Source organism: Chryseobacterium taiwanense (genome assembly GCF_000813825.1).
Taxonomy (GTDB): domain Bacteria; phylum Bacteroidota; class Bacteroidia; order Flavobacteriales; family Weeksellaceae; genus Chryseobacterium; species Chryseobacterium taiwanense.
In genome coordinates this window covers 576,598-601,715 of the sequence record NZ_JWTA01000004.1, presented here as the reverse complement: position 1 = coordinate 601,715, position 25,118 = coordinate 576,598, and the positions used below count along the sequence as shown (strand labels likewise).

The window sequence follows — 25,118 nt, the reverse complement described above, 5'->3', positions numbered from 1 at the left end:
TTCTCTATAATGTTAAAAATTTTTTAATCGAAAATAGGTGAGTTATTGTTTGTAATTTACTGTTTTTCAAAATGTTATATTAGGTAAAATACGAATAAAATACTTAAAATAAAAATTTATTTTTTAATATATTTTAAGATGTGATTTGTAATTTTATTCAACAAAATCTAATATCATGAGAAAATTATTAACTTCTTTTATTCCAATATTCATATGTGGTATTATATATGCTCAGGTTGGGATTAATACTACGTCTCCAAATGGAGCAGCAGTGTTGGATATTACTTCTACTCAGAAAGGGATTCTTATACCCCGTCTTTCAGATGCGCAACGAGATGCGAACCTTGCTGATAATAACGCGTTAACAGTACCACCTGCAGGTGTTGTGAACGCTAACCTTACCGCAGGAACCTTGATCTTTAATACAACAGCCAATAATTTCCAGTATTGGGATGGTACCCTCTGGAGACAGTTCTTTGTTCCCACAAACTCTCAGGCTGGTAACGACGGTGTCGTTAAGATCAATTCTGGAAACGCAAATGTAAAACCCTCTCTTAGTTTAGGTGCATCAGGTAGTACGTATGGTGCAGCTGTTACAGTAACGTACGCAACACCTTTAGTATTTGCTCCGAGTCCTACTACAAGCTGGCCGGAAACAACAGTACCGTTCCCTGGTGTAACGTCTAATATTTATGTGTCTGCTACAAATAAATGGCGTGAGAATGAAATTTACGGACAAGTTCATGTATGGAGATTGATTGCGACTGTAACTCCGGGATCCAACTCTTCCGGATCAGTAAAAGCAACCTTCAGAAATCCTGATTCCGGTTTTGAAATTACTTCGGTTCAGCTGCTTCCGGCAGGTTCAAACGGAACAGGGAATATTCTTACCTTCTATTTCTACACGATTGCAGATGCTGACAGTCTTAACCCTGGAAGAGGTTATGTAATGACGATGCAGGCAGATATGACCTGTAATGTAGTTATAGAATCTTTTACAAGAGTATCATTATTTAAAGATTAGTTTCAAGTATATTTTAAGTGTTTGTTGTGAACCGGCCTTTTCTATAAGGTCGGTTTTTTCTTTGCTTCTTCAAGATGAGGTATGCTTTAAAACTCTCAATGGTAAAGTTGCTTTTAATGTGGGGATCGGGCAGAACATAATTTTATCTTCGTTTAAATCTATTAAAATTAATATCTTCGTTGAGGTACAAAATTTATGTAATGAAGCTAAGAACTGTAATTTCAAAGATTGAAGAAAGAATACAAATACATCAGGCAGAAGATTTTGATAATGTAGGACTGTTATGCGGAGTTCCGGATCGTGAAGTTTCCGGAATTTTGGTGTGTCATGATGCATTGGAAAATGTAGTAGAAGAAGCGATTGAGAAAAACTGCAATTTAATTGTCTGTTTTCATCCTATTATCTTTTCGGGGTTAAAATCATTAACGGGTAAAAATTATGTAGAAAGAGCTGTTCTAAAAGCGATTGAGAATAAAATTGCCATCTATGCTATTCATACAGCGTTTGATAATGACTTCTTTGGAGTAAATGCAGGAATTTGCAATCAGTTAGGATTAAAAGATCTGAAAATTCTTCAGCCTAAAAAAAATAATTTAAAGCAATTAACGGTTTTTGTTCCGAAAGAGCATTCCGGAAAAGTAAAAGAAGCCCTTTTCTCAGCCGGAGCTGGAAGTATTGGGTTTTATGATGAATGCAGCTTTACAATCAACGGGAACGGTACTTTCAGACCCATAGAGGGTTCAAATCCGTTTTCAGGGCAGCAGAATATCAGAGAAAATGCTGATGAGGATATGATCTCTGTAATTTTTGAAGACTATAAAAAAGGGCAGATTGTCAACGCAATGAAAACAGCACATCCCTATGAAGAAGTTGCCTACCAAATCTATAGCTTGGATAATGATAATCATCATTCAGGATTGGGAATGTATGGAGATTTTGAAGAACCGATGGATGAAAAAGATTTCCTGAAGTTTGTGAAAGAAAAATTCAATCTCGAAATCATCCGACATTCAGATTTTAATAATAAAAAAATTAAAAGAGTAGGTGTTTTGGGAGGTTCTGGAGCAAGCGGAATAAAATCTGCTATCTCTAGAAAATGTGATGCTTATTTAACGGGAGACGTAAAATACCACGATTTTTTCATGACAGAATCAAAAATGTTGATTTGTGACATCGGACATTTTGAATCAGAACAATTTGTAACTCAACAATTATTTGAAATATTATCACAAAAATTTAGTACATTTGCAATCTCAAAATCTATTGAGAAAACAAACCCGGTAAATTATTTCATTTAAAATATGGCAAAAACCAACGATATTTCAGTTGAAGAGAAGTTAAGAGCTTTATACGATTTGCAGATCATTGATTCTAGATTGGACGAAATCCGAAATACAAGAGGAGAATTGCCAATTGAAGTAGAAGATCTTGAGATTGAGATCGAAGGTCTTGAAAAAAGAGCTGAAAAATTTCATGCAGATATCAAAGATCAGGATGATCAGATTAAAACGAAGCATGAAGTGATTAACCATGCAAAAACTTTAATTGAAAAATACAAGTCTCAGCAAGATAATGTAAGAAACAATAAAGAGTTTGAAGCATTAGGTAAAGAGATTGAATATCAGGATCTTGAAATTCAGCTTTCTGAAAAAAGAATCAAAGAATTCGGAGCTAAAATTGCTCATAAAAATGAAACGTTAAGTGAGTTGAATGATAAAATCAATGATTTAAAAAATCACTTAAAATTCAAAAAAGAAGAGCTAGAAGGTCTTATTTCTGAAACTCAGAAAGAAGAAGAATATTTGCTAGAGCAGTCTAAAGATTACGCGTCAAAAATCGACGACAGATTATTAGCTTCTTACAACAGAATCAGAACGAACTCTATCAACGGTCTTGCAGTAGTAGGTCTTGAAAGAGGAGCTCCAAAAGGATCATTCTTCACAATTCCACCTCAAAAGCAGATGGAAATTGCTCAGAGAAAGAAAATCATTATCGATGAGCATTCAGGAAAAATTCTTGTAGATGACGAATTGGTAATGGAAGAAAACGAAAGAATGAAATCTGTAATTAAATTCTAATTTTCAATTACGATTTAAAAATATAAAAGCTGTTTCAAATTTTGAGACAGCTTTTTTTATGTCATTGCGAGAAGCGAAGCGACGAAGCAATCTTTTAATATCATCATAAAGTCTGTCATTCCGTAGGAATCTAAGCAATGAGTATAATAATAAAATTTAGATTCCACGCTCCACTTTGTTTCGCTCTGAATGACAAATAAAGTATTAAGACATAAAAAACCGCTTCGATAGAAGCGGTTTAATATTATTCGTGATGTTCATACATCTTATTGTAAAGATCAATAAACTTCTCTTTAATAGCTTTTCTTTTTAGTTTCAGAGTTGGAGTTAAAAGACCAGCATCAATGCTCCAGATTTCAGGAGTCAGTTCAATTTTCTTGATCTTTTCCCAATTTCCAAGATGTTCGTTGATGCCATCAATTTCTTTTTCAATTCTTTCTTTCAGTTCAGGGCTTTTAGCAATTTCCTGTGGAGTAGAACCTAGGTTTAAATTGTTTCTCATCGCCCAGCTTTTTGCAAACTCAAAATCAGGTTGTACTAATGCACATGGCATTTTTTCGCCATCACCTACGACCATGATCTGTTCTATGAATTTCGATGCTTTTGCAAGGTTTTCGATGGTTTGAGGAGCAATATATTTTCCGCCGGAAGTTTTGAACATTTCCTTTTTACGATCGGTAATCTGTAAGAATCCGTCGCTGTCGATATGTCCGATATCCCCAGTTTTGAAATAGCCGTCATTGGTAAAAGCTTCCTTGGTCATTTCATCATTTTTGAAATATCCTTTAAATACAGAAGGTCCTTTTACAGTAATTTCTCCGTCTTCCTGAATTTTTACACTTAAATTATCCAAAGGATGACCTACAGTTCCTATTTTCATGCTGTCAAAACTGTTTACGGAAATTACAGGAGATGTTTCTGTAAGACCATAACCTTCCAGAATAGGAATTCCGGCATTTTGGAACATTAAATTCAATCTTGTAGATAAAGCGGCAGAACCGGAAACTAATGTGATGATTTCACCTCCCAAACCTTCTCTCCATTTTTTGAAAACCAATTTATCAGCAATGATTTGTTGTAAACCTGAAGGTTTTGAAACGGTTTTCTTTTTCGTGATAAGATTAAGTGCCCAAAAGAAGATTTTTGATTTTAACCCTCCTGCAGAAGATCCTGTATTGTAGATTTTATCATATACTTTTTCTACTAGTCTCGGAACTACACTCATATAATGAGGTTTAACCTCTTTTACATTTTCTCCCATTTTATCGATGCTCTCAGCAAAATAGATTGAGAAACCGTTATATTGGAAAAGGTAAAAAAGCATTCTTTCAAAGATATGACAGATCGGTAAAAAGCTCAATACTCTTGTGTCTTTGTAATCTAAGCTTCTTTTTTTAGGAATTCTTGGGATAGAACCTAAAACGTTTGAAACAATATTCTCGTGAGTTAGCATAACTCCTTTAGGCTTTCCGGTTGTTCCGGAAGTATAGATTATGGTTGCCAAATCATCCGGATTAATAGCCTTGGAAAGATCTTCCACTTCAATTTGTGTAGAATCGTCTTCACCCAGATCCAGTATTTCTTTCCAGTTGGCAGCGCCACTTACGTTTTCAAAAGTGAAAATACCTTGTAGGGAAGGGATGTTGTGTTTCACTTTCATGACCTTATTCAGAAGATCCTTATCAGAGACAAAACAGTACTGAATTTCCGCATTATTGAAGATAAATTCATAATCTTCGGGGGAAATACTTGGGTAAACGGGTACGGAAACAACTCCTATCTGAGAAAGCCCCAAATCCATTATAGCCCATTCAGTACGTGAATTGGTCGTGATTAAAGCGATTTTATCTCCCGGTTTTATTCCTAATTTTAAAAGTCCGCGAGAAATTTTATTTCCTTCATTGATAAACTCTTGAGTGGATGTTTTTTTCCATTCACCATGATATTTAGTCACGAACATATCAGACTTAGGAAATTTTTCCAAAGCGTGATATGGTATATCAAATAATCTCTTGATCGTCATGATTCTTTAAGTGTAATTTTAATAAATTTAAATATAAGCATTTTTTTTAATTGGGGAAATCGGAAGCGATTAATTAGAAATTAATAAAATGTATGCCATAATATATTTAATAATTCAAACTTAATTTATATATGATGAATATTTAAAAATTAAGGGTATTCCTTGATTTAGTCTAATTTGTGATTCTATTTTCAGATTTGCTCAAAAAGTGTAAATTAGCGACCATCTAATTATTCAATTTGTATGGACTTTAATTTATCAGAAGAACAGCTGATGATTCAGCAGGCAGCAAGGGATTTTGCTCAAAACGAACTATTACCGGGAGTTATCGAAAGAGATCGCGACCAGAAGTTTCCTGCAGAACAGGTAAAGAAAATGGGAGAAATGGGACTTTTGGGTATGATGGTAGATCCTAAATACGGAGGTGCAGGTATGGATAGCGTTTCTTACGTTTTGGCAATGGAGGAGATTGCAAAAATTGATGCTTCTGCAGCTGTTGTAATGTCTGTGAACAATTCATTGGTATGTGCTGGTCTTGAGAAATTCGCTTCTGAAGAGCAAAAAGTAAAATACCTTACTCCTCTTGCAAGCGGGCAGGTAATCGGAGCTTTCGCTTTGTCTGAGCCTGAAGCAGGTTCTGATGCAACTTCTCAAAAAACAACAGCAGAAGATAAAGGAGATCACTATTTACTAAATGGTATCAAAAACTGGATCACAAATGGTGGAACTGCATCTTACTATATTGTAATTGCACAAACTGATCCTGAGAAAAAACATAAAGGAATCAATGCTTTCATCGTTGAAAAAGGATGGGAAGGTTTTGAAATCGGAACGAAAGAAGATAAATTGGGAATCAGAGGAAGTGATACACATTCTTTGATCTTCAATAACGTAAAAGTACCGAAGGAAAACAGAATTGGTGAAGACGGTTTCGGATTCAATTTTGCAATGGCTGTTTTGAATGGAGGTAGAATCGGGATTGCTTCTCAGGCTTTAGGTATTGCTTCAGGAGCTTATGAATTGGCATTGAAATATGCTAAAACAAGAAAAGCTTTCAAAACTGAGATCATCAATCACCAAGCGATTGCATTTAAATTAGCTGATATGGCAACTCAGATCACGGCGGCAAGAATGCTTTGCTTCAAGGCTGCTTGTGAGAAAGATGCTGGTAAAGATATTTCTGAAAGCGGAGCGATGGCAAAACTATACGCTTCTCAGGTAGCAATGGACACAACAATCGAGGCTGTACAAATTCACGGTGGATACGGATATGTAAAAGAATATCACGTAGAAAGATTGATGAGAGATGCAAAAATCACTCAGATCTACGAAGGAACTTCTGAAATTCAGAAGATCGTAATTTCAAGAAGCATTGCAAAGTAATTGCTTAATTATATATTGAAATAGTAAAAGGCTCTCAATTTGAGAGCCTTTTTACTTTCACACGAACCACAAATATTAATTATATATTTATTTTATTTTATTTTATTTTTTCCGGGATTACTTCTTTCTTTTGTCGTTTAAGGTTTTATTTTTCCATACTTAAAGTTAGTAAGAACTACTGGTTTGGTAAATGAAATCCGATTAAAATAAAATTAAAAAAGACAAAACATCAAAACAGTCATTCTGACTAAGGAAAAATCTTTTATCAATAGTTGAGATCCTTCCTTCGTCAGAATGACAAATAGGTATGAATAGTTTGTGTTTTTAAATGAATTTAAATTGAATTAGAATCGTCATTTGGAGTGTTTTTGTTTTTCTTTTTATAAAAATAGTATCCAATACCAACAATTAAAAATAATGGCCACAACGGAAGAATAAATAGGAAAATTGACATGATAACATCCCAACCGGAAGAAAGAGCGGCAAATGTTTTCTCGCCGAACGTTTTGGGTTCTTTGTTTTCGGTGTATCCGCCGTCTTTTCCGTAAAGAGTGATGTCAACTTCGCACATCGTATTCTGAACAAAATCCTGACCCGAAACTTCAACGCCTTTGTTTTCAACGGTACCGATATTGTAGCTGAGATCTTCCATCAGATATTCAAATTTCTGAATAGGAACTCGTACTTTTAAATAGGCTATTTTCTTCTCGTTATTGTTTAGCGAAGTATTCTCACTTTTTATGAAGCCGTCATACTTTTTTACTTCTTCTTTTACGATATCTCTTGCTGTTTCTGCATCATCTACCGTCAGTTCCAATACTCCGGTTTTTACCATTTTGTTTTTCGGAACATTCAGTTCGTAGTTTTCTGTTTTAGGTTTGTCTTTGTAGACGATTTTGGTTTCTTTAATGACTTTCGGAACCGGAACATTTACGACAATTTTCTCTTCTTTTTTTACTGAATCTTTTTTCTCTGTTTTTGCTTCTAATTTTGTCGATGAAATCTTATCTGAAAGCGAGTCTACTATTTTTGAAGTATTTTCAAACTGCTCTTTTACTTTTTCTTTAGTGTTCTCAAAATCTTTAATTTTAATATCGGCAGAATCCAAAGTTGCATTGGCCTGATCGCTGACTTTATTGATTTTATCCGAAGCTGCAGAAACTGCACTATCAGCTGAATTTATAGCATTCTCTAGATGAGAAGTTGTTGCCTCTCCTTTTTTACACATGATAAACGTGCTTGAAACAGCAACCAGTAAGATGAATTTTTTCATAACATTAATTTTTTCGATGTGGTAAAATTAGGAGGGGAGCTTTTGTAAAGATTGTAAATGGATAGTTTATTGAGTGTAAAATTTTATGTATTTGATTTTTAATATTTTGTAAAATTATTTTAGGTGTTTTACAAAAGCTTTTTCAATATAAAACCCTTTCAAAATCATCTGAAAGGGGGATTTTTTTTATAATGGATTTAAAAATGTTTTGAAAGATTATCGGCTTTCTTAAAATTTATTATTCATACTTATTTTTGAGCGTATTTTTTGTAAAGGTATGGCAATACTTTTTCAGTTTGTCCGGTTTCTTCAATATTATGTTTTATCCAATGCTCAGCTGTTTTTTTTGAAAAAACTAATGGTAAAAGTAACCAGTTGATGAGCCATCCGATTATGGGAATGTCGACTCCCATATAAGTTTCTGCGTAGAAAGCTGAGCCGTTTTCTGTGGGTTCATAATAATGATTGATTCTGCCCACAGTTAAGCTACCGGCTTTAATTAAGAAAGAAAACTCAGTCTCATCAAGAACTGTTGTCAACATTTTATTGTTGATTACTTCATGAAAATCGTTGAACTGTTCTTGGATTTTACTGTAGGCACCAACGGCAAATCCATTATTCGTACCGTTTTGGGGATGAGTGAGTGGTGTAATGGCAATATGATCTCTGTGATGCCATAAATGGTAAAAACTTACTTCAGGACCAGTGAAATCTTTTCCGTTCCAGGTTGTCTTTTGTGCCAGATTTTCAAACCACCATTTCAGCATTGTTGGTGTAATTCCTTTAGCATCTTCATGCTGAATTTGTACCCGAAGCGCACCTGTCCAATCTTTAGTTACATCTACCCACTTTGCAGAGTATTGAGGCTTAAAACCGGTATCACCTAAGTTCTCATGTACTTTCCTGGCTAAGAGCCTGTTTTCTCGAATGCCTTTTTTCTCTGGGGAAATCCATATGTGTTTTTCGTTTGACATAAGCTTTAAATTTTAAACAAATTTCAAACAAAATGAGCTTGTTTTACTGACACAAATGTGTCATTTTGAACGTTCTAGGATTTTTTTTCTGATTCGGGTCAAAGACTGCCTCTTTACTCCGAGATAAGTGCAGAGATGAGAAATAGGAATACGATTGAATAGAGTAGGGAAGTCTTCTACAAAATTTAAATAACGCTCTTCTGCATTGTCATTCAGTAGAGCTTCAAGTCGGTTAAACATTCTGCAATAAACTTGTTCAATCATAATCCGGAGATATTTTTCCAATACAGGATATTTCTCTGCACAAGAATCAATATGTATTTTTGGAATGCTTACAATGATAGTTTTTTCTAATGCCTGAAAACTAAATTTGCTGGGTTTATTCTTACTTAAAGCGTCTAAATGAACCACCAGTTTTTTTTCATCAACAAAATTAACGGTAATGTCTTCTCCTTTTTCATTGATATAAAAAGCACGTATTAATCCCGAATGAATATATCCTATGGATTTTTGAAATAACTCTGCCTGAATGAAAATATCTTTGGGCTGAAGCTCAAAGATTTCCAGCTCATTTCCTAATAATATTAAAGCATCATTAGGAATATTAGGGCAGGTTTCTTGTACAGTTGAAAGGTAGCTTTGGATTATTGAATTCAAGATTGTTCGATTTCTTAATTTAAATATACAAAGTTTACATTAACATAGTTGTTACAATCAACTATTAACTATTAATAAAACAGACTTCCAACAAAAAGAGGCGATCTCAAAAGGATAGCTTCATAGTTTTTAAATGTACATTAATTTTCTAAATTCTAATCTTTTGTTCCATATCCGATCAGTCCAGGGAAAGACATGAAAAATTTTCCGGTTTCAACACCTTTATCCAAAGATTTCCACCAATTGTTTATTTCTACTTCTGTAAATATTCCTTTGGAAATCCCTTGTTGTAATACAGGTATATAGGTCTTTTTCACAATATCCAGGATAATTTCATCGCTTCCGTAGTACGTGTAGGGTTTTGCATTTACGTTTTTAAATCCATTACTTTTCAGTTCGTAATATAGATCGGCTCCGATACGATTATTAGGGAAACTATCTGTTAAGTAATGAGTTATTCTTCTTGTAAGTTCTTTATCTTCATGAGAGATTAGTGTTCCATCCCAATGAAATTCAAAAATAACCAGTTTACCACCAGGTTTTAATAGTCTTTTGAATTCTTGCAGTACTTTTTGAATGTCTGTGATATACATTAAAACTCTCTCTGTTCTAATGGAATCAAATGACTGATCAGGAAAAGGTTGTGAACTTGCTTCAGCAACAAAAAATTCGATAGGTAAATCAGAATTTGATATTTTGCTTTTCGCAACTTCAATCATGACGTTGCTGATGTCTGTACCTACAACTTTTCCTGTTGCACCTACACGTTTTGCTATTTCCTGCGCCTGAATACCGACACCGCAACCTACATCCAGTACCTGATCGCCTGTTTTTAGATCCATCGATTTCATTTGTTGCTCTAAACCCTCTTTAACGACTGGATGGGAAGCTACATTTTCTAAAAACTGTATTAAAATTTGATATTGGGAATTATCGACGTGTTGAAAGCCTGCAATAACAGTTTGTTTTTCCATGGTAATATGTTTTGGTGTTTTTTGTGACAGAATGAGTAATGGACAAAGTTTTTTACTGCCTTCTGTTGGCCTCAAATATATAAATTTTAAGAGAGTATTATTTATTGAAACAAAAAATCCGCAGAAAAAATTCTACGGATTATATTATTAAAGGCTTTGTTTAATTAAGCATTCTTAAACTCACTAATGAAGTGAAGCTTCACATTCGGGAATTTCTCCTGTGTCATGTGAATAGTGAAAGAAGAGTCTGCCAAGAAAACCAATTGGTTGTATTTGTCTCTTGCTAAGAATCTTTGCTTCAATCTTGCAAATTCTTTGAATTCATCTGATTTTTCATCAGCTTCTACCCAACATGCTTTGTGCATAGAAAGAGGTTCGTACGTACATTTAGCCCCATATTCGTGTTCTAAACGATATTGAATAACTTCATACTGAAGTGCACCCACGGTTCCGATGATCTTTCTGTTGTTCATTTCAAGGGTAAATAACTGAGCAACACCTTCGTCCATCAACTGATCGATTCCTTTTGCCAATTGCTTAGCCTTCAACGGATCATTATTATTAATATATCTGAAATGCTCAGGAGAGAAGCTTGGAATACCTTTGAAGCTTAGTTTTTCACCGCCTGTCAATGTATCTCCAATTCTGAAACTTCCCGTGTCGTGAAGACCTACAATATCTCCGGGGAAACTTTCATCTACCACTTCTTTTTTGTCTGCAAAGAATGCATTGGGTGAAGAGAATTTCATTTTCTTACCTTCTCTTACCAGTAAATAGTTTTCGTTTCTTTTGAATGTTCCTGAAACGATTTTAACGAAAGCCAATCGGTCTCTGTGTTTCGGATCCATATTCGCGTGAATCTTGAAAACGAATCCAGTGAAAGTGCTTTCTTCAGGTTTTACAATACGTGTATCACTTTCTTTTGGCTGTGGCATCGGAGCGATGTCAATGAAGGCATCCAATAATTCACGAACTCCAAAATTATTCAAGGCAGAACCAAAGAAAACAGGTTGTAAATCCCCTTTCATATAATCTTCACGATTAAATTCTGGGTAAACGGATTGAACTAAATCTAATTCTTCTCTTAATGTTGTTGCGGCCTTTTCACCAATTACATCATCAATTGAAGTATCATTAATATCATCAAACTTAATCGTTTCTCCAACTTTCTGTTTTTTCTCTTCTAAGAACAATTGAATGTTGTTTTCCCAGATGTTATAAATTCCCTGGAAGTCACTTCCCATACCAATCGGCAAAGAAAGCGGACAAACTGTTAATCCTAGTTTTTGTTCAACTTCATCCAACAAATCGAAAGCATCTTTACCTTCACGGTCAAGCTTATTAATGAAAACCAACATTGGGATGTTTCTCATTCTACACACCTGAACCAATTTTTCGGTCTGTTCCTCAACCCCTTTTGCAACGTCGATAACAACGATTACGGAGTCTACGGCAGTTAAAGTTCTGTACGTATCTTCTGCGAAATCTTTGTGACCCGGCGTATCCAAAATATTGATTTTGTGATCTCTGTATTCAAAAGCCAATACGGAAGTTGCCACAGAAATCCCTCTCTGTCTTTCAATTTCCATGAAGTCGGAGGTAGCTCCTTTTTTTATCTTATTGGATTTTACTGCACCTGCTTCCTGAATCGCACCTCCGAAAAGTAGTAACTTTTCCGTAAGAGTGGTCTTTCCGGCATCGGGGTGAGAGATAATCCCGAAGGTTTTTCTTTTTTCTATTTCTTTGATTAAGTCTGACATATTGTATTTTGAAGTTGCAAAAATCGTGAATTTTGTCGAATTCTGAAAATTGAATTTGTTTTAACCACAAAAGTCACTAAAGAGATTATTCTAAACACATTAGAGCAGATTAGTTTTTTGCCATAAAGAATTGAAAAACGAAAGTTCAAGATAAAAAATCTTTGATTTTTTTAAACTAATGTGTTCTTCTATACGCAAAGAAAATACTCTTAAATATACTAATGTGTTAAAAGCTTTTGTGACTTTTGTGGTTAAATTTTAAGGCACTATAATTATAAACTGGATTTTCTTTTAAGCAAATATGCTAATCCTAGTCCAATAAAAACCATCGCCGCACTAAACGGAAAAATATAGCTCATTCCATAAATATCCGCAACACCACCAATTAATGGTCCCGCAACTCCTAATGAAAGATCGATAAAAAGTCCGTATCCTGCCAATGCAGATCCCTGACTTGATGGAGAAACGCTTTTAATAGCAACAACGCCTAAAGCAGGAAAGATTAATGAAAATCCTAAACCAGTGACTCCGGCTCCGACAAGTGCCATTTGGGAGTTGGAAGCAAAAGCAATGATTAAAAGTCCGATAGTTTCCACTATAAGACAAGCAATTGCTACTTTGATTCCGCCATAATTATTGATGACGTTACTGAAAACCAATCGCCCAGCAACAAATAATCCTCCGAAAACACTTAAACATAAAGCTCCGTTATTCCAATGAAAATGGTTGTAATATAAGGTGATGAATGTCGAGATAGACGCAAAACCGATTCCTCCCAAAGCCAAACACACTCCAAAAGGCGCTACTTTTCCTAAGACTTTCCAGAAAGATTGAGTTTCCTGTGGATTAATATTCGTTTTGTTTTCTTTAGTTTTAGCAAAAAGAAATCCTAAAATTCCTAAGATAATTGAAAGAACTCCTATTCCGTAAAGGCTGAACTCATGCTCAATAGTAACTCCGAGAGAAGCTCCGATTGCTAATGCTCCATAACAGGCAACTCCATTGTAGGAAATGATTTTTGCGGTATGTTTATCACCAACAGCCATAATCGCCCAATTGATAGGGCTTGCTCCAATCATCCCTTCTGCACAACCCGTAAGTAAACGAGTAATGATTAGGAATATAAGACTGATGAAAGGTGAAAGTTTAAAATAATAAGCAATTATCAAAAAAATACCGGTTAAAGAAAAGCTGATCATGCTGAATAAAACAGCTGGTTTTGGCCCTTTTCCATCGATGATCTTTCCTGAATATGCCCTTAGAAAAAAGGTGGAAACATATTGTAAACTAATAACTAATCCGGCAACAACTAAACTAAATCCTAAACTTTTATTAATAAAAATCGGAAGAACAGACAGAGATAATCCTATAATGAAATATCCTACAAAAGTAAAACACACATAAGTAAGCAAGGATAAGTTAACATTCTCTGACCGATTTACTAAACTATCCATGTAAAAAAATTAAGGTGCAAAGATACTGCAGAAAAATTTTTTATAAAAAGATATCCAAAACTTTATGATTTATTTAAAATTAGGTAAAAAACATGCTTCTTTAAAGTGAAACAATAATAAACGCTTGATGGGTTTGTTTTCATTTTTTTATAATTCAAAAATTAATATTCGGGATTCTTTCGTAGAAAATCAATTATCTTTGTTTTTCAATTGTTAATAGTAGAATATGGAAGTTAGCAAATATCCGAAATATACATTCACATGGTTAGGTGGACTGGTTTTGTTGGGAGGATATATTTTTGGAAGTGTTATTGTTGGGCTTGTAAGTGTACTTTGGAGTGTTATCTATAAAGAAAATATTCAGAACGAAGGATGGTTTATGATGGCTGGAAATGCTGTGGTTTTTATTCCGATTATTGCCGCTTTTGATTTCTTTATTGTACGACCAACGACAAAAAAACGACTGAATTTTAACTTTTCACCAACTAATTTTTACACTTATCTTCTTATTTTTCCTTTGATGATAGGGATGATGTTTATAGGAGAATTTATTACGGCTCAGATTCCGACAACTGGACCTTTTTTTGGAGAATATTATAAATTTTTTGAACAGTTGATGAGCAAGCTTACAGATGATCCTGTTATTATGTTGATTACCGCAGTGGTGATGGCTCCCATTTTTGAAGAAATTATTTTCAGAGGGATTATTCAGAAAGGATTGATTAATAAAGGAGTTGAACCGTGGAAAGCTATCCTTTTTGCCTCTGTTGTTTTTGGGTTAGTTCATGCAAATCCATGGCAGTTTGTAGGAGCGGTTTTATTGGGATGTGTGTTGGGTTTGGTGTATTATAAGACAAAGTCACTTTTGCTTCCCATGCTTTTACATGCGTTTAATAATCTTTGTTCTTCTATTTTAATATTCTATACTAAAAATGAAAGTTTTGCGGATGCTTTTAAAGTTTCCGAATGGGTGATACTCGCAATTGGAATTGTACTTTTCTCATTATTTTACTATTTATTTATGAAAAAGTATAAAGTGCATTATTCTGAAGTATAGTTGATGTTTAGGAAAATAGGGAATTTCTTAGCTAAAGATGATGGTGATGAATTTTCATTGCATTATTCATTATCATTAAAAGATTGGATTGATTTTTTAATCCATCTTTTAATTTCATTAATTTTTTTGATAATAACCGCTGGCTTATTATATTCGGTCGATCGGAAAAGCGATTTTAAAGAATTAATTTCAGTAGGAATTGTGTTTGCTTTGGGTCTGTTTTTACTCTGTGAAGGTCTTTCTAAAGTGGTAAGAGTTAAAAAAAATATTATTAGAATTATTAAAAAAGAAAATCAACTGATTCATAGAAATACATTATTTAGCTCAAAAAAATATAAACTTTCTGATATTGAAAGATTTGTTTTTTTAGAAAAGGAACAGCATGCATTTGGAACTACAAAAAAGGTTAGTTGTATTTATAATATTATTCAACTAGAATTAAAAAATAGCAAAACACAATATTTGCTGAAAATTAATACAAATAATATAAAAAGGGTAGTGTGGAAAAGAAATGGTTCTTTACTTAATATAGAACTAGGAAGCATTACTGAAAATATAGTAAAAGAATTAAATAGAAATAAGTAGAGTTAAGTAAGAAAATTTTAGATATATGGAATTATTAGTAGCAACACACAACATACATAAGAAAGAAGAAATCCAACAGATTTTAGGAAACGAGTTTGTGGTAAAAAGTCTTACGGATTATGATATTCATGATGAAATTATAGAAGATGGAGATTCCTTCAACGCCAATGCTTTAATTAAAGCTAAATATTGTTTTGAAAGAACAGGAATTCCAAGTTTGGGTGACGACAGCGGATTGGTTGTTGAATCTTTGGACGGTAGACCCGGAATTTTTTCTGCACGTTATGCAGGAGATCATGATTTTGCTAAAAATATTGAGAAAGTCTTAAATGAAATGGAAGGTATCGAAAATAGAAAAGCTTATTTCATTACTGTTTTATGCTATTATGATGAAAATGGAGCTCAATATTTCGATGGAAGAGTGCATGGAAATCTGTTGACAGAAAATAAAGGATTTAAAGGCTTTGGATATGATCCTATTTTTGTACCGGAAGGATACGACATGACTTTCGCAGAAATGGAGCCTGAAGCAAAAAATAAAATCAGCCACAGAAAACAGGCATTAGATTTGTTCTTAGATTTCTTAAAAGTAAAAGAATAATTTTTAGGGTCTCTTGTCATTCTGACAAAGGAAGAATCTAATATTTAACGATAGGTTTTCATTTCACAGAATGACAGTATTTAAATTAAAAATCTGTTGTACATTTGTCGTCATAATACACTATTACATTGAGTACTTATTTAACCATATTAGGTTTTAATTCAGCGATACCAACGGTGAATACTTCACCTACCGCTCAGTTGTTGGAAATGGAGGAAAGAAATTTCCTGATCGACTGTGGTGAAGGAACTCAGGTTCAGCTGAGAAAAGCTAAAGCAAGATTTTCAAAAATCAATCATATATTCATTTCCCATCTTCATGGTGATCATTGTTTTGGATTACCCGGATTGATTGCGTCGTTTCGCTTGTTGGGAAGAGAAGTTCCGTTACATGTTTATGGTCCCAAAGGAATCAAAAATATGTTGGAAACCATTTTCTCCATTACAGAAACACATAGGGGATTTGAAGTGGTTTATCATGAATTGGATAAAAACGTGTCTGAAAAAATATACGAAGACAATAGAGTAGAAGTATATACGATTCCGTTAGATCATAGGATCTATTGCAATGGCTATCTTTTCAAAGAAAAACCCAAAGAACGCCATCTCAATATGAAAGAGATAGCAAAATACAGCGAGATTGAAACCTGTGATTATCACAATATAAAAGCAGGAAAAGACTTTGTATTAAGTGATGGATATGTGCTGAAAAATGAAATCTTGACGATTGAACCTGCTGCATCTGTTTCTTATGCATTTTGCAGTGATACAAGATATCTGGAAAGCGTAATTCCTATCATTAAAAATGTAACGGTATTATATCATGAGTCTACATTCTTGCATGATTTAAAAGAAATGGCAGATTATACAGGACATTCAACAGCTTTAGAGGCAGCAACCATTGCTCAAAAAGCAGATGTAGGAAAATTAATTTTAGGACATTTTTCCAATCGATACGGAGATCTGACTGTATTCACGGATGAAGCCAGAACTGTATTCGCTAATTCATTTTTACCAAAAGCTTTAGAAGCTGTGAAAATTTAATACAATGAAGTTGAGTTTTGAAGAACTGAAAAGCTTTCTTGATGAAAAAGCAGATCAGTACAACCATGTTGATTTCATTGAAAACGATCCTATTCAGATTCCGCATCGTTTTTCTTTACAGCAGGATATTGAGATTGCAGGATTTCTTGCCGCAACGATTTCTTGGGGAAACAGAAAATCGATCATTAAATCAGCTGAAAAAATGCTGGATATTATGGGCAATTCTCCTTATGATTTTGTAATGAATCATTCCGATGAAGATTTAAAAATTCTTCAGGATAAAAGTATTCACCGGACCTTTAATGGAGAAGATTTCGGATATTTTATCAAGCAGTTTCAAAGGATTTATAAAGAAAACGGAAGTCTGGAAAGCTTATTTAAAACCAATGACACAGAATTCAATTTTCAGCATGGGATTGAAAGGTTCAGAAGTAATTTTTTAGGAGCTGAAAAACATAGAAGTCATAAACATGTAAGTTCACCTTACAAAAATTCATCTGCCAAAAGAATTATTATGTTTTTAAGATGGATGGTTCGTAAAGATAAGCGTGGAGTAGACTTTGGGATTTGGGAGAATGTAGATCAGCGATTTTTATCAATTCCTTTAGATGTACATACGGGAAATATATCCAGAAAATTAGGATTGGTTGCAAGAACACAAAATGACTGGAAAACTGTAGAAGAATTAGATATTGCTATCCGAAAGTTTGATGATAAAGACCCTGCAAAATATGATTTTGCACTATTTGGATTAGGTGTGACAAAAGAGTTAATATAAAAATAGAAGAAGATGAAAAAATATAATGAAAGAGCAGAGCTTTTAGAAAAAATTGCCAACGGAATTACTTGGTGGATTGGTTCTATACCATCCCTTATTGTGCATACTTTGTTTTTTGCTATTTCATTTCTTCTTCCCATATTGCATATTGTAGAGTTTGATAAAATGCTTCTTATTCTTACTACAGTAGTTTCTTTAGAAGCGATCTATCTTGCGATTTTTATACAAATGTCGGTGAATAAGAGTCATGAAAAAATTGAGGACATTCAGGAAGATATTGAAGATATTCAGGAAGACATAGAAGAGATTAGCGAAGATATTGAGGAAATCAGTGAGGATATTGAAGAGATCAACGAAGATATTGAAGACATTCAGGAAGATATTGAAGAGATCAATGAAGACGAAGATGAAGACGATCATAGTGAAAGAGCAAAAGCAGTAATGTTGAAGAGTAATGTGAATTCAAACAAAAATGAAATCAAATCTTTGAAAGATAAAATACAAGAACTCCAGAATATGATTGATGAGCTTAAAAAAGATTAATTTTCCACCGATTTACGATAACGGTAAATAATATATTTATTAAAAAGACTAATTGTAGATTAGTCTTTTTTGTTTTGAAATGAGAACGAAATTAGAATGAGATTAAAATTTAAATAAATTGAGATATTCTTATTAATTATCTAGATTAAAGTGATTTTTTAATTATAAAAATTAGTATTTTTGAACAAACAACAACAAAATGTTAAAATATAGACTAAAAAACTACCTTTTTCTCTTAGTATTATTGTTTGTTTCGGTTTCATTATTTTCTCAGAGAAAGCCACCTAAAAATGTGGTATCTAGTGTAAATAATAAAGCGGGAGTATTTATTGATGTAAATGCAACAGGCTACGTACCGTCTACGTATACTATAGATCAACTTGTTAAAAACGTTTTAATTAGTGGAGGTTCAGGTTGTACTGTGCCCAATGTGTCTAACGTAACAGTTACTCCAGCTCAGCCTCAAACTAATAATGATAGGTTTTGGGGGTATTTCCATAGAGGGACTACAAACTTTCCATTTAAAGATGGAATTGTTTTAACTACTGGGTATGCAAGACAAACAGGAAATGTGGCATCAGCTCAAAATGCCACTGTTACTGGCGCAGGTGTAGATGATGTGGATCTTGTAACGGCAGTTCCTAAGCCTAATACTTCATATGAATATAAGGATAATGTGATGTTGGAATTTGATTTTGTTCCAAACTCCAATCAAGTAAAGTTCAATTATCTTTTTGCATCAGAAGAATATACCAGTACTTATCCTTGTGATTTTGCGGACGTATTTGCATTACTGATTAAACCTGTTTCAGGAGGACCTTATGTAAATGTTGCGATATTACCCGGCGGGGCAGGTCCTGTGAGTATGACAAATATACATCCTGCTACCCAGGCAAATGGTACGCCTTTGTCATGCGGAGCTGCGAATGAGATTTATTTCGGTGGGTATAATTCTTCTTCTAATGTAGTAACGAATTTTGAAGGAAGAACAGTTCCGTTGACGGCTATTGCAACGGTTGTTCCTGGTCAGGCTTATCATTTTAAAATGGTTTTGGCTGATTTTAGAGATACAATTTATGACTCTGCGGTATTTCTTGAAGGAGGATCTTTTGATATAGGTATTAAGCTTGTTGATGGTAATGGTGTTGCATTGCCGGCGAGTATGAATGTGTGTGATAATGCACCTCAAACTTTAGTAGCTCAGCTTTCGGGTGTTACTGGAGCTACTTATCAATGGTATAAAGATGGAGTATTAATCCCAGGTGCAACAAGTCCGACTTATGTTGCAACATCGCCAGGTGTTTATACGGTTGTAGTTACTATTCCGGGAAATACTTGCCCAGTTGAAGCAAAAATAACGATTGTAGGAGGTACAACTCCAACTGCACAAAATGCAACTTTGAAGCTTTGTACAACACCAACAGTAACCACTTTTAATTTAAATGATGCGAAGCCATTAATAAGCACAACTGTAGCTGCTGTTTTTAGATTTTACGTAAATCAGGCAGATGCAGTAGCTCAAAATGCTAACTATATTCCTGATGCAGGTTTGGCAAATTATAATGGTACAGATGGACAGGTTTTATATGTTGTAGTATCAAACGGAGGTTTTTGTAGTAAGATGGTTACTTTAACATTGAGAAAAGAAGCAACTCCTGTTGCTCAGTTAGTCGCTACAAAAACAAAAATATGTGTAGGGGAGTCTGTTACTTTAACAGCTTCTAACGGGACGACTTATCAGTGGGTAAGTGGTTTATCTGGAACAAATCCTATACAAACAGTTTCTCCAACACAGACTACAACATATTCTATATATGCAATCGGAGCACAGGGATGTAAGTCTTTACAACCAGCTACTGTTACGGTAGAAGTTGTTCCTGCTCTCACTTCAAATCTTTCTGGAGGTATGATTTGTGAAGGAGATCAGATTACGTTAGATGCTGGTGCAGGTCCGAATTATACTTATCTTTGGAGTACAGGAGCTTCAACACAAACGATTTCTGTTGCTACACCGGGAACTTATTCGGTAATAATCGATAATGGGGTTTGTACTCAAATATATAAAACGGAAGTTATCAGAGCTATAGTTCCTCAAATTATAAAAGTTGATTATAATGAAAGTGAAGTATTGGTAGTTACAGCAAGTAACCCAAGTAATGGGCCATTAGAGTATTCTATAGATAACGGAGTTACTTGGCAAAATTCTAATATATTTACAAAAATTCCTAAAAATACGGTTGTTTCTATTCGTGTAAGAGTTAAAAAAACAAGTTGTGTTGGAGTCTTAGAATATTTTACATTCATCATGAAAAACGTAATTACTCCGAATGGGGATAATGTAAATGATATGATTGACTTTAGAGGAATTAGTAAATATAATAGTTTCAAAGCAGTAATCTCTGATCGATATGGAAGAGTAGTTTATAACGCTGAAAAAGTACGTCCGTATTGGGATGGCTTATTCCAGGGTAAAAAACTTCCTACAGGTTCTTATTGGTATCAGGTAACTTTTGAAGATCCTGCAACAAAACAAATCGTTGTAAAAACAGGTTGGATTCTATTGAAAAATATTGAATAATTATAAAATAAATATTTTAAAAGAAACAGGGCTGATTTTCAGCCCTGTTTTTTTATAATAATTAGTAAATATTTACCTCATGGTAAGTGGGGTGAATCACCCATTCGGCTGTGGAATAGGTTCCGTAATGTGTCGAAAATGTTTTTCTGTCACAATTTGATCGAAATACACCTACTTTAAATGTATCAATAGCAATATTGTTGGAATCTATTGTCTGAAATTGAAATTGTTCCCAATCAGTATTATTAGCTATATATCCATTCGATGCTAAAACTGGGTCATTATAACTGATAATATTAGGACCATTTAATAAATACTGAGTTATAGGAGGATTAGATAAGTTTGTATTTTCATATTTATTATAAGTTACAGAGCTGTTTGGCATTATTATGAAATCAGCAGGTATAAAAATATAATAATCATTACAATTGTTTGTTGAGTAGATATTAATTCTACCAACTACTGAATAATTTGTATTATTATTAATAACAAGTGGTTTAATTTGGGAATAAAAAAATGAAGAAATAAATAATATTAGGAAAGATAGTGGATAATAGTTTTTCATGGATAATTTAATTATTTTTTGTTAAAAGAAAAATGATAAAAATAAAAATAATTAAATAAAATCAGAAAAAGTGTTATTTTTGTTTAAAAGATTGTAAAATGTTAAATACGAGGACAAGAAGTCTATTTTTTACTTTGTTTTTAGTGCTTATAAGTAATAATTCTATGTTTTCTCAAAAAAAAGGGAGAGCGGGAAGTACTACTATGCCTACTTTACAAAGTATGAAAACAGGAGCTTTTATTGATGTAAATACAAGCGCTTACCCTGAATCAAGCTACGATATTGCCCAATTAATTAAAGACGTGCTAATAAAAGGAGGGACAGCTTGTACTTCTGCCAATATAACGAATGTTACTGTCTCTCCAAACTTATCTGCTTCTAATCAAAACAGGACTTGGGGATATTTCAATAAAGGAACGACTGCTTTTCCTTTTACGAAAGGAATTGTTTTATCTTCGGGATATGCAAGGAATGCTGGGAATTCTTATATTGCGAGTACTTTAAGTAATACGTATTCTACAACAGGTGATACCGATTTGTCTACTGCTTTGGGAGTTGCTAATAATTATAATGATGCTACCTATATAGAATTTGACTTCGTACCCACTTCGAATGAAGTTACATTCAGATATATTTTCGCTTCTGAAGAATATGCTGAAGATTATCCGTGTAATTTTACCGATGGATTTGCTTTATTACTTAAACCTAATATCCCAGGATCTACTTATACTAATATGGCAGTTTTACCGGGAGGGGCAGGTCCAGTAAGTGTGAAAAATATTCGTCCTGCTAATCAATTTAATGGTTCCCCTCTTAGTTGTGGACCTTTGAATGCAGCTTATTTTGCAGGTTATAACACTGCAGGAATAGAAACTAACTTTAACGGAAGAACAATTCCTTTAACAGCGAAAGCAACTGTAACTGTAGGGCAATCATATCATTTTAAAATGGTTTTAGCCGATTGGGATGATGGGTCTTATGATTCCTCTGTATATTTGGAAGCTGGATCATTTGATATAGGAGTCCAAATCCTGGATCCTACAGGTGTTCAGTTGCCTGCTTCTATTAATGTGTGTGACAATCAACCACAGACTTTTAATGCTTCTGTTCAGAATTCGAATGCAACTTATCAATGGTATTTAAATAATGGGTCTATTCCGGGGGCTACTTCAAGCTCTTATACAGCGACATTACCCGGAGTATACAAAGTAGAAGTATTGGTTCCTGGAAATACATGTCCAGGAACAGCAACTATTACAATTGTAGGGGGAACTTCACCTACGGTTCAGAATGCTACTTTAACGGCTTGCTATGCTGCCGGAAATATAACGTATGATTTGACATCAGCTCAGCCTTCAATCAGTACAACTGCAGGAGCTACTTTTTCATACTATTTGAATCAGGCAGATGCTAATGCTGGAAATGGAAATACGATAGCTGCTCCTACTACATTTTCAAGTGCTGGTGGACAAACAATATATGTATTGGTTAAAAATGGTTTCTGTTCTAAAGTTGCTCAGCTACAATTGGTGAAAGCTGCACAGATGATAGCTTCGATTGCAGCTCCTTCCACATTGACGTGTACTACGCCTCAGATTACACTGAATGGTTCAGCTTCAACTTATCCTACCGGATCTACATTTGCATGGACGACTACAGGAGGAACTATCGTTTCCGGAGCTAATACCTTATCTCCGGTTGTGAGTGCGGCAGGAGTTTATACATTGACGATTTCTAATACATTTGCTCCGGATAATGTGACGTGTACTGCTGTTGCTAATGTTACGGTAACAGGAAATAGTGCTCCACCTACAACAACATTAACGGCTTCAAAAGTATTAATTTGTTCAGGTGAAAGCGTGACGTTAACAGCAGGTGGAGGAGCAACTTATACTTGGACAGGTTTAACAGGAACAGGAAATACTCAAATTGTATCACCCACAACGACAACTACCTATACAGTAAATGCAATTGGTGCAAATGGATGTGCTTCACAAACCCCGGCTACAATTACTATTGAAGTTTCTCAGCCGATAACGGTACAAAATGCAACACTAGTTAAATGTTATGAACCGGGTAATATAAATTATGATTTAACTTCAGCTCAAACTCAAATAACATCTACAGTAACAGGAGTTACTTTTGCTTATTATGTAAATCAGGCTGATGCAATTGCTGGAAATGCCAGTACAATTCCGGTTCCTACTGCTTTTCCAAGTGCAGGAAATCAAACAGTATACGTACTGGTAAAAAATGGAGGGTGTAGTTATGTCGTTAACTTATTATTATTAAAAACTGCAGTGACTACTTTAACAATAGCAGCACCTCAAAATATAACGTGTACTGTATCTCAAATTACCTTAAATGCTTCGTCATCGGTTATTCCTACCGGATCTATTATTGCATGGACGACTACGGGAGGAAATATTGTTTCTGGTGCAAATACTTTAACACCGGTTGTAAACGCTGGTGGAACATATACATTAACGGTTTCAAATACATCGCAGCCTGGAAATTTAGCTTGTACTTATACAGCAAACGTAACTGTAGTACAGGATAAAGTTGCTCCTGTTGCAGCTCTGACATCTTCTGTGGCTCAGATTTGTGTTGGGGAATCAGTTACACTTACCGCTTCTGGTGGGGCAACATATAACTGGGGGAATGGTCTTACAGGAAATGGCAGTACACAAACTGTTTCACCTGCAGTAACAACAACGTATACAGTATTCGCTGTGGGAGCAAATGGTTGTATTTCTCCAAATCAGGCGTCTGTTACAGTAGTGGTGGGGCCTCCAACAGCAGGGGTTTCAGGTTCTAAATCAAAAATATGTGCTGGAGAGCCAGTTACTCTATTAGCGACAGGAGGTGTAACTTACAGTTGGGTGGGCTTAACCGGAAATGGAAATACTCAGGTTGTTACTCCTACGACAACGACAACTTATTCAGTATATGCATTAGGAGGAAACGGATGTTCTTCAGTCAATCCGGCAACAATAACGATAGAGGTTGTTCCGGCAATTGTTTCTACTCTTGAAAATGTATATGCTTGTGCAGGAGATTCTGGTATTTTAGATGCAGGAGCTGGTCCAAACTATACGTACATTTGGAATACTGGAGCAACCAGTCAGACAATAATGGTGAATACACCGGGTACATATAGTGTGGAAATTAATAACGGTACATGTACAAAGATTTTCACTGCTCAGCTAATCAATCCTGACTTGCCTAAATTTACGAATGTTGTATATGAGAAAGAAACATTGACTCTATCTGTAACGAATCCTGTAGGTGGGGTATTGGAATATTCTATTGATGGAGGGGTAACTTGGCAGACTTCAAATGTGTTTTACAATGTTCTAAAAAATACAAATTACAATTTGAGAGTAAGAATAAAAGATGCAAAATGTAGTACGCCTTTAGAGTTCTTTACATTTGTTGTGAATAACGCGATTACTCCAAATCAAGATGGAATAAATGATGGAATTGATTTCACAGGTATAAGCGGTTATAATAATTTTGCAGCATCTATATTTGATAGATATGGAGCAGAAGTATTTAAAGCAGGTAAATCCAATACAATCTGGAATGGCAATATAAAAAGTATGAACGTTCCTACTGGTACATATTGGTACAGAGTACAGTGGGAAAATCCGGCGAGTAAGAAACTCGAACAAAGAAGTGGCTGGATTTTACTTAAAAATAGAAATTAAAATTATCAGAAATATTCTCCAATTATTTGGAGAATATTTTTTTTGTATAAATATTAAT

20 protein-coding genes are annotated in these 25,118 nt (G+C 34.3%); 12 read left to right on the top strand and 8 right to left on the bottom strand.

Translation table 11 applies throughout. The features are described from left to right. The first annotated feature begins 175 nt into the window (after positions 1-175). The 3 genes from RM51_RS06240 to RM51_RS06230 all read left to right on the top strand — a co-directional run bounded on the left by RM51_RS06240 (position 176) and on the right by RM51_RS06230 (position 3,102). Positions 176-1,024, top strand: a complete 849-nt coding sequence (locus tag RM51_RS06240) for a hypothetical protein (protein WP_052248416.1) — start codon at positions 176-178, stop codon at positions 1,022-1,024. A 200-nt stretch (positions 1,025-1,224) separates the two neighbouring features. Then, positions 1,225-2,322, top strand: a complete 1,098-nt coding sequence (locus RM51_RS06235) for a Nif3-like dinuclear metal center hexameric protein (protein WP_039366224.1) — start codon at positions 1,225-1,227, stop codon at positions 2,320-2,322. Positions 2,323-2,325: 3 nt separating this feature from the next. Continuing rightward, on the top strand, positions 2,326-3,102 hold the full coding sequence (locus tag RM51_RS06230; protein ID WP_039366222.1) for a zinc ribbon domain-containing protein: 777 nt from the start codon (positions 2,326-2,328) through the stop codon (positions 3,100-3,102). Positions 3,103-3,346: 244 nt separating this feature from the next. Here RM51_RS06230 and RM51_RS06225 read toward each other — a convergent pair whose 3' ends face one another. Continuing rightward, the gene (locus RM51_RS06225) at positions 3,347-5,125 is read right to left on the bottom strand and encodes an AMP-dependent synthetase/ligase (RefSeq protein ID WP_039366219.1); all 1,779 of its coding nucleotides are present in this window, start codon (positions 5,123-5,125) and stop codon (positions 3,347-3,349) included. A gap of 243 nt (positions 5,126-5,368) precedes the next feature. Between RM51_RS06225 and RM51_RS06220 the strand changes: the two genes are divergently transcribed. Continuing rightward, positions 5,369-6,508 carry an acyl-CoA dehydrogenase gene (locus RM51_RS06220; protein ID WP_039366217.1) on the top strand — a complete coding sequence of 380 codons (1,140 nt, stop codon included), beginning with the start codon at positions 5,369-5,371 and terminating at the stop codon, positions 6,506-6,508. Positions 6,509-6,842: 334 nt separating this feature from the next. Here RM51_RS06220 and RM51_RS06215 read toward each other — a convergent pair whose 3' ends face one another. From RM51_RS06215 to RM51_RS06190, 6 genes are all read right to left on the bottom strand, one after another. Further along, the gene (locus tag RM51_RS06215) at positions 6,843-7,781 is read right to left on the bottom strand and encodes a DUF4349 domain-containing protein (RefSeq protein WP_039366214.1); all 939 of its coding nucleotides are present in this window, start codon (positions 7,779-7,781) and stop codon (positions 6,843-6,845) included. A 248-nt stretch (positions 7,782-8,029) separates the two neighbouring features. Continuing rightward, the gene (locus RM51_RS06210; protein ID WP_039366212.1) at positions 8,030-8,755 is read right to left on the bottom strand and encodes a hypothetical protein; all 726 of its coding nucleotides are present in this window, start codon (positions 8,753-8,755) and stop codon (positions 8,030-8,032) included. A gap of 60 nt (positions 8,756-8,815) precedes the next feature. Then, positions 8,816-9,412 (bottom strand): Crp/Fnr family transcriptional regulator, encoded by a 597-nt coding sequence (locus RM51_RS06205; RefSeq protein WP_039366210.1) that lies wholly within the window; start codon positions 9,410-9,412, stop codon positions 8,816-8,818. Positions 9,413-9,567: 155 nt separating this feature from the next. Next, the gene (locus RM51_RS06200; protein ID WP_039366208.1) at positions 9,568-10,386 is read right to left on the bottom strand and encodes a methyltransferase domain-containing protein; all 819 of its coding nucleotides are present in this window, start codon (positions 10,384-10,386) and stop codon (positions 9,568-9,570) included. A gap of 164 nt (positions 10,387-10,550) precedes the next feature. After that, the gene (locus RM51_RS06195) at positions 10,551-12,146 is read right to left on the bottom strand and encodes a peptide chain release factor 3 (protein WP_039366206.1); all 1,596 of its coding nucleotides are present in this window, start codon (positions 12,144-12,146) and stop codon (positions 10,551-10,553) included. 272 nt (positions 12,147-12,418) lie between these two features. Further along, positions 12,419-13,600, bottom strand: coding sequence for an MFS transporter (locus RM51_RS06190; RefSeq protein ID WP_039366204.1), 1,182 nt, complete (start codon positions 13,598-13,600; stop codon positions 12,419-12,421). A gap of 226 nt (positions 13,601-13,826) precedes the next feature. Between RM51_RS06190 and RM51_RS06185 the strand changes: the two genes are divergently transcribed. From RM51_RS06185 to RM51_RS06155, 7 genes are all read left to right on the top strand, one after another. Beyond that, entirely contained in the window at positions 13,827-14,657 is an 831-nt protein-coding gene (locus tag RM51_RS06185) for a CPBP family intramembrane glutamic endopeptidase (RefSeq protein WP_039366201.1), read from the top strand. A 3-nt stretch (positions 14,658-14,660) separates the two neighbouring features. After that, positions 14,661-15,242: a hypothetical protein gene (locus RM51_RS06180; RefSeq protein WP_131667050.1), complete on the top strand. Its 582-nt coding sequence runs from the start codon at positions 14,661-14,663 to the stop codon at positions 15,240-15,242. A 25-nt stretch (positions 15,243-15,267) separates the two neighbouring features. Continuing rightward, positions 15,268-15,843 carry an RdgB/HAM1 family non-canonical purine NTP pyrophosphatase gene (gene rdgB, locus RM51_RS06175; protein WP_039366196.1) on the top strand — a complete coding sequence of 192 codons (576 nt, stop codon included), beginning with the start codon at positions 15,268-15,270 and terminating at the stop codon, positions 15,841-15,843. Positions 15,844-15,971: 128 nt separating this feature from the next. Continuing rightward, positions 15,972-16,886 (top strand): ribonuclease Z, encoded by a 915-nt coding sequence (locus RM51_RS06170; protein ID WP_039366193.1) that lies wholly within the window; start codon positions 15,972-15,974, stop codon positions 16,884-16,886. Between the two features lie 4 nt (positions 16,887-16,890). Beyond that, positions 16,891-17,664 carry a TIGR02757 family protein gene (locus RM51_RS06165; RefSeq protein ID WP_039366190.1) on the top strand — a complete coding sequence of 258 codons (774 nt, stop codon included), beginning with the start codon at positions 16,891-16,893 and terminating at the stop codon, positions 17,662-17,664. A gap of 12 nt (positions 17,665-17,676) precedes the next feature. Further along, positions 17,677-18,207 carry a DUF1003 domain-containing protein gene (locus RM51_RS06160; protein ID WP_039366188.1) on the top strand — a complete coding sequence of 177 codons (531 nt, stop codon included), beginning with the start codon at positions 17,677-17,679 and terminating at the stop codon, positions 18,205-18,207. A 199-nt stretch (positions 18,208-18,406) separates the two neighbouring features. Next, positions 18,407-20,785 carry a T9SS C-terminal target domain-containing protein gene (locus RM51_RS06155; protein ID WP_039366184.1) on the top strand — a complete coding sequence of 793 codons (2,379 nt, stop codon included), beginning with the start codon at positions 18,407-18,409 and terminating at the stop codon, positions 20,783-20,785. A 61-nt stretch (positions 20,786-20,846) separates the two neighbouring features. On the opposite strand, the gene RM51_RS06150 is transcribed toward RM51_RS06155, so the two are convergent. Beyond that, on the bottom strand, positions 20,847-21,170 hold the full coding sequence (locus RM51_RS06150) for a hypothetical protein (protein WP_039366181.1): 324 nt from the start codon (positions 21,168-21,170) through the stop codon (positions 20,847-20,849). Between the two features lie 344 nt (positions 21,171-21,514). On the opposite strand from RM51_RS06150, the gene RM51_RS06145 reads away from it, so the two are divergent. After that, entirely contained in the window at positions 21,515-25,060 is a 3,546-nt protein-coding gene (locus RM51_RS06145) for a choice-of-anchor L domain-containing protein (protein WP_228375781.1), read from the top strand. Positions 25,061-25,118: the final 58 nt, after the last annotated feature.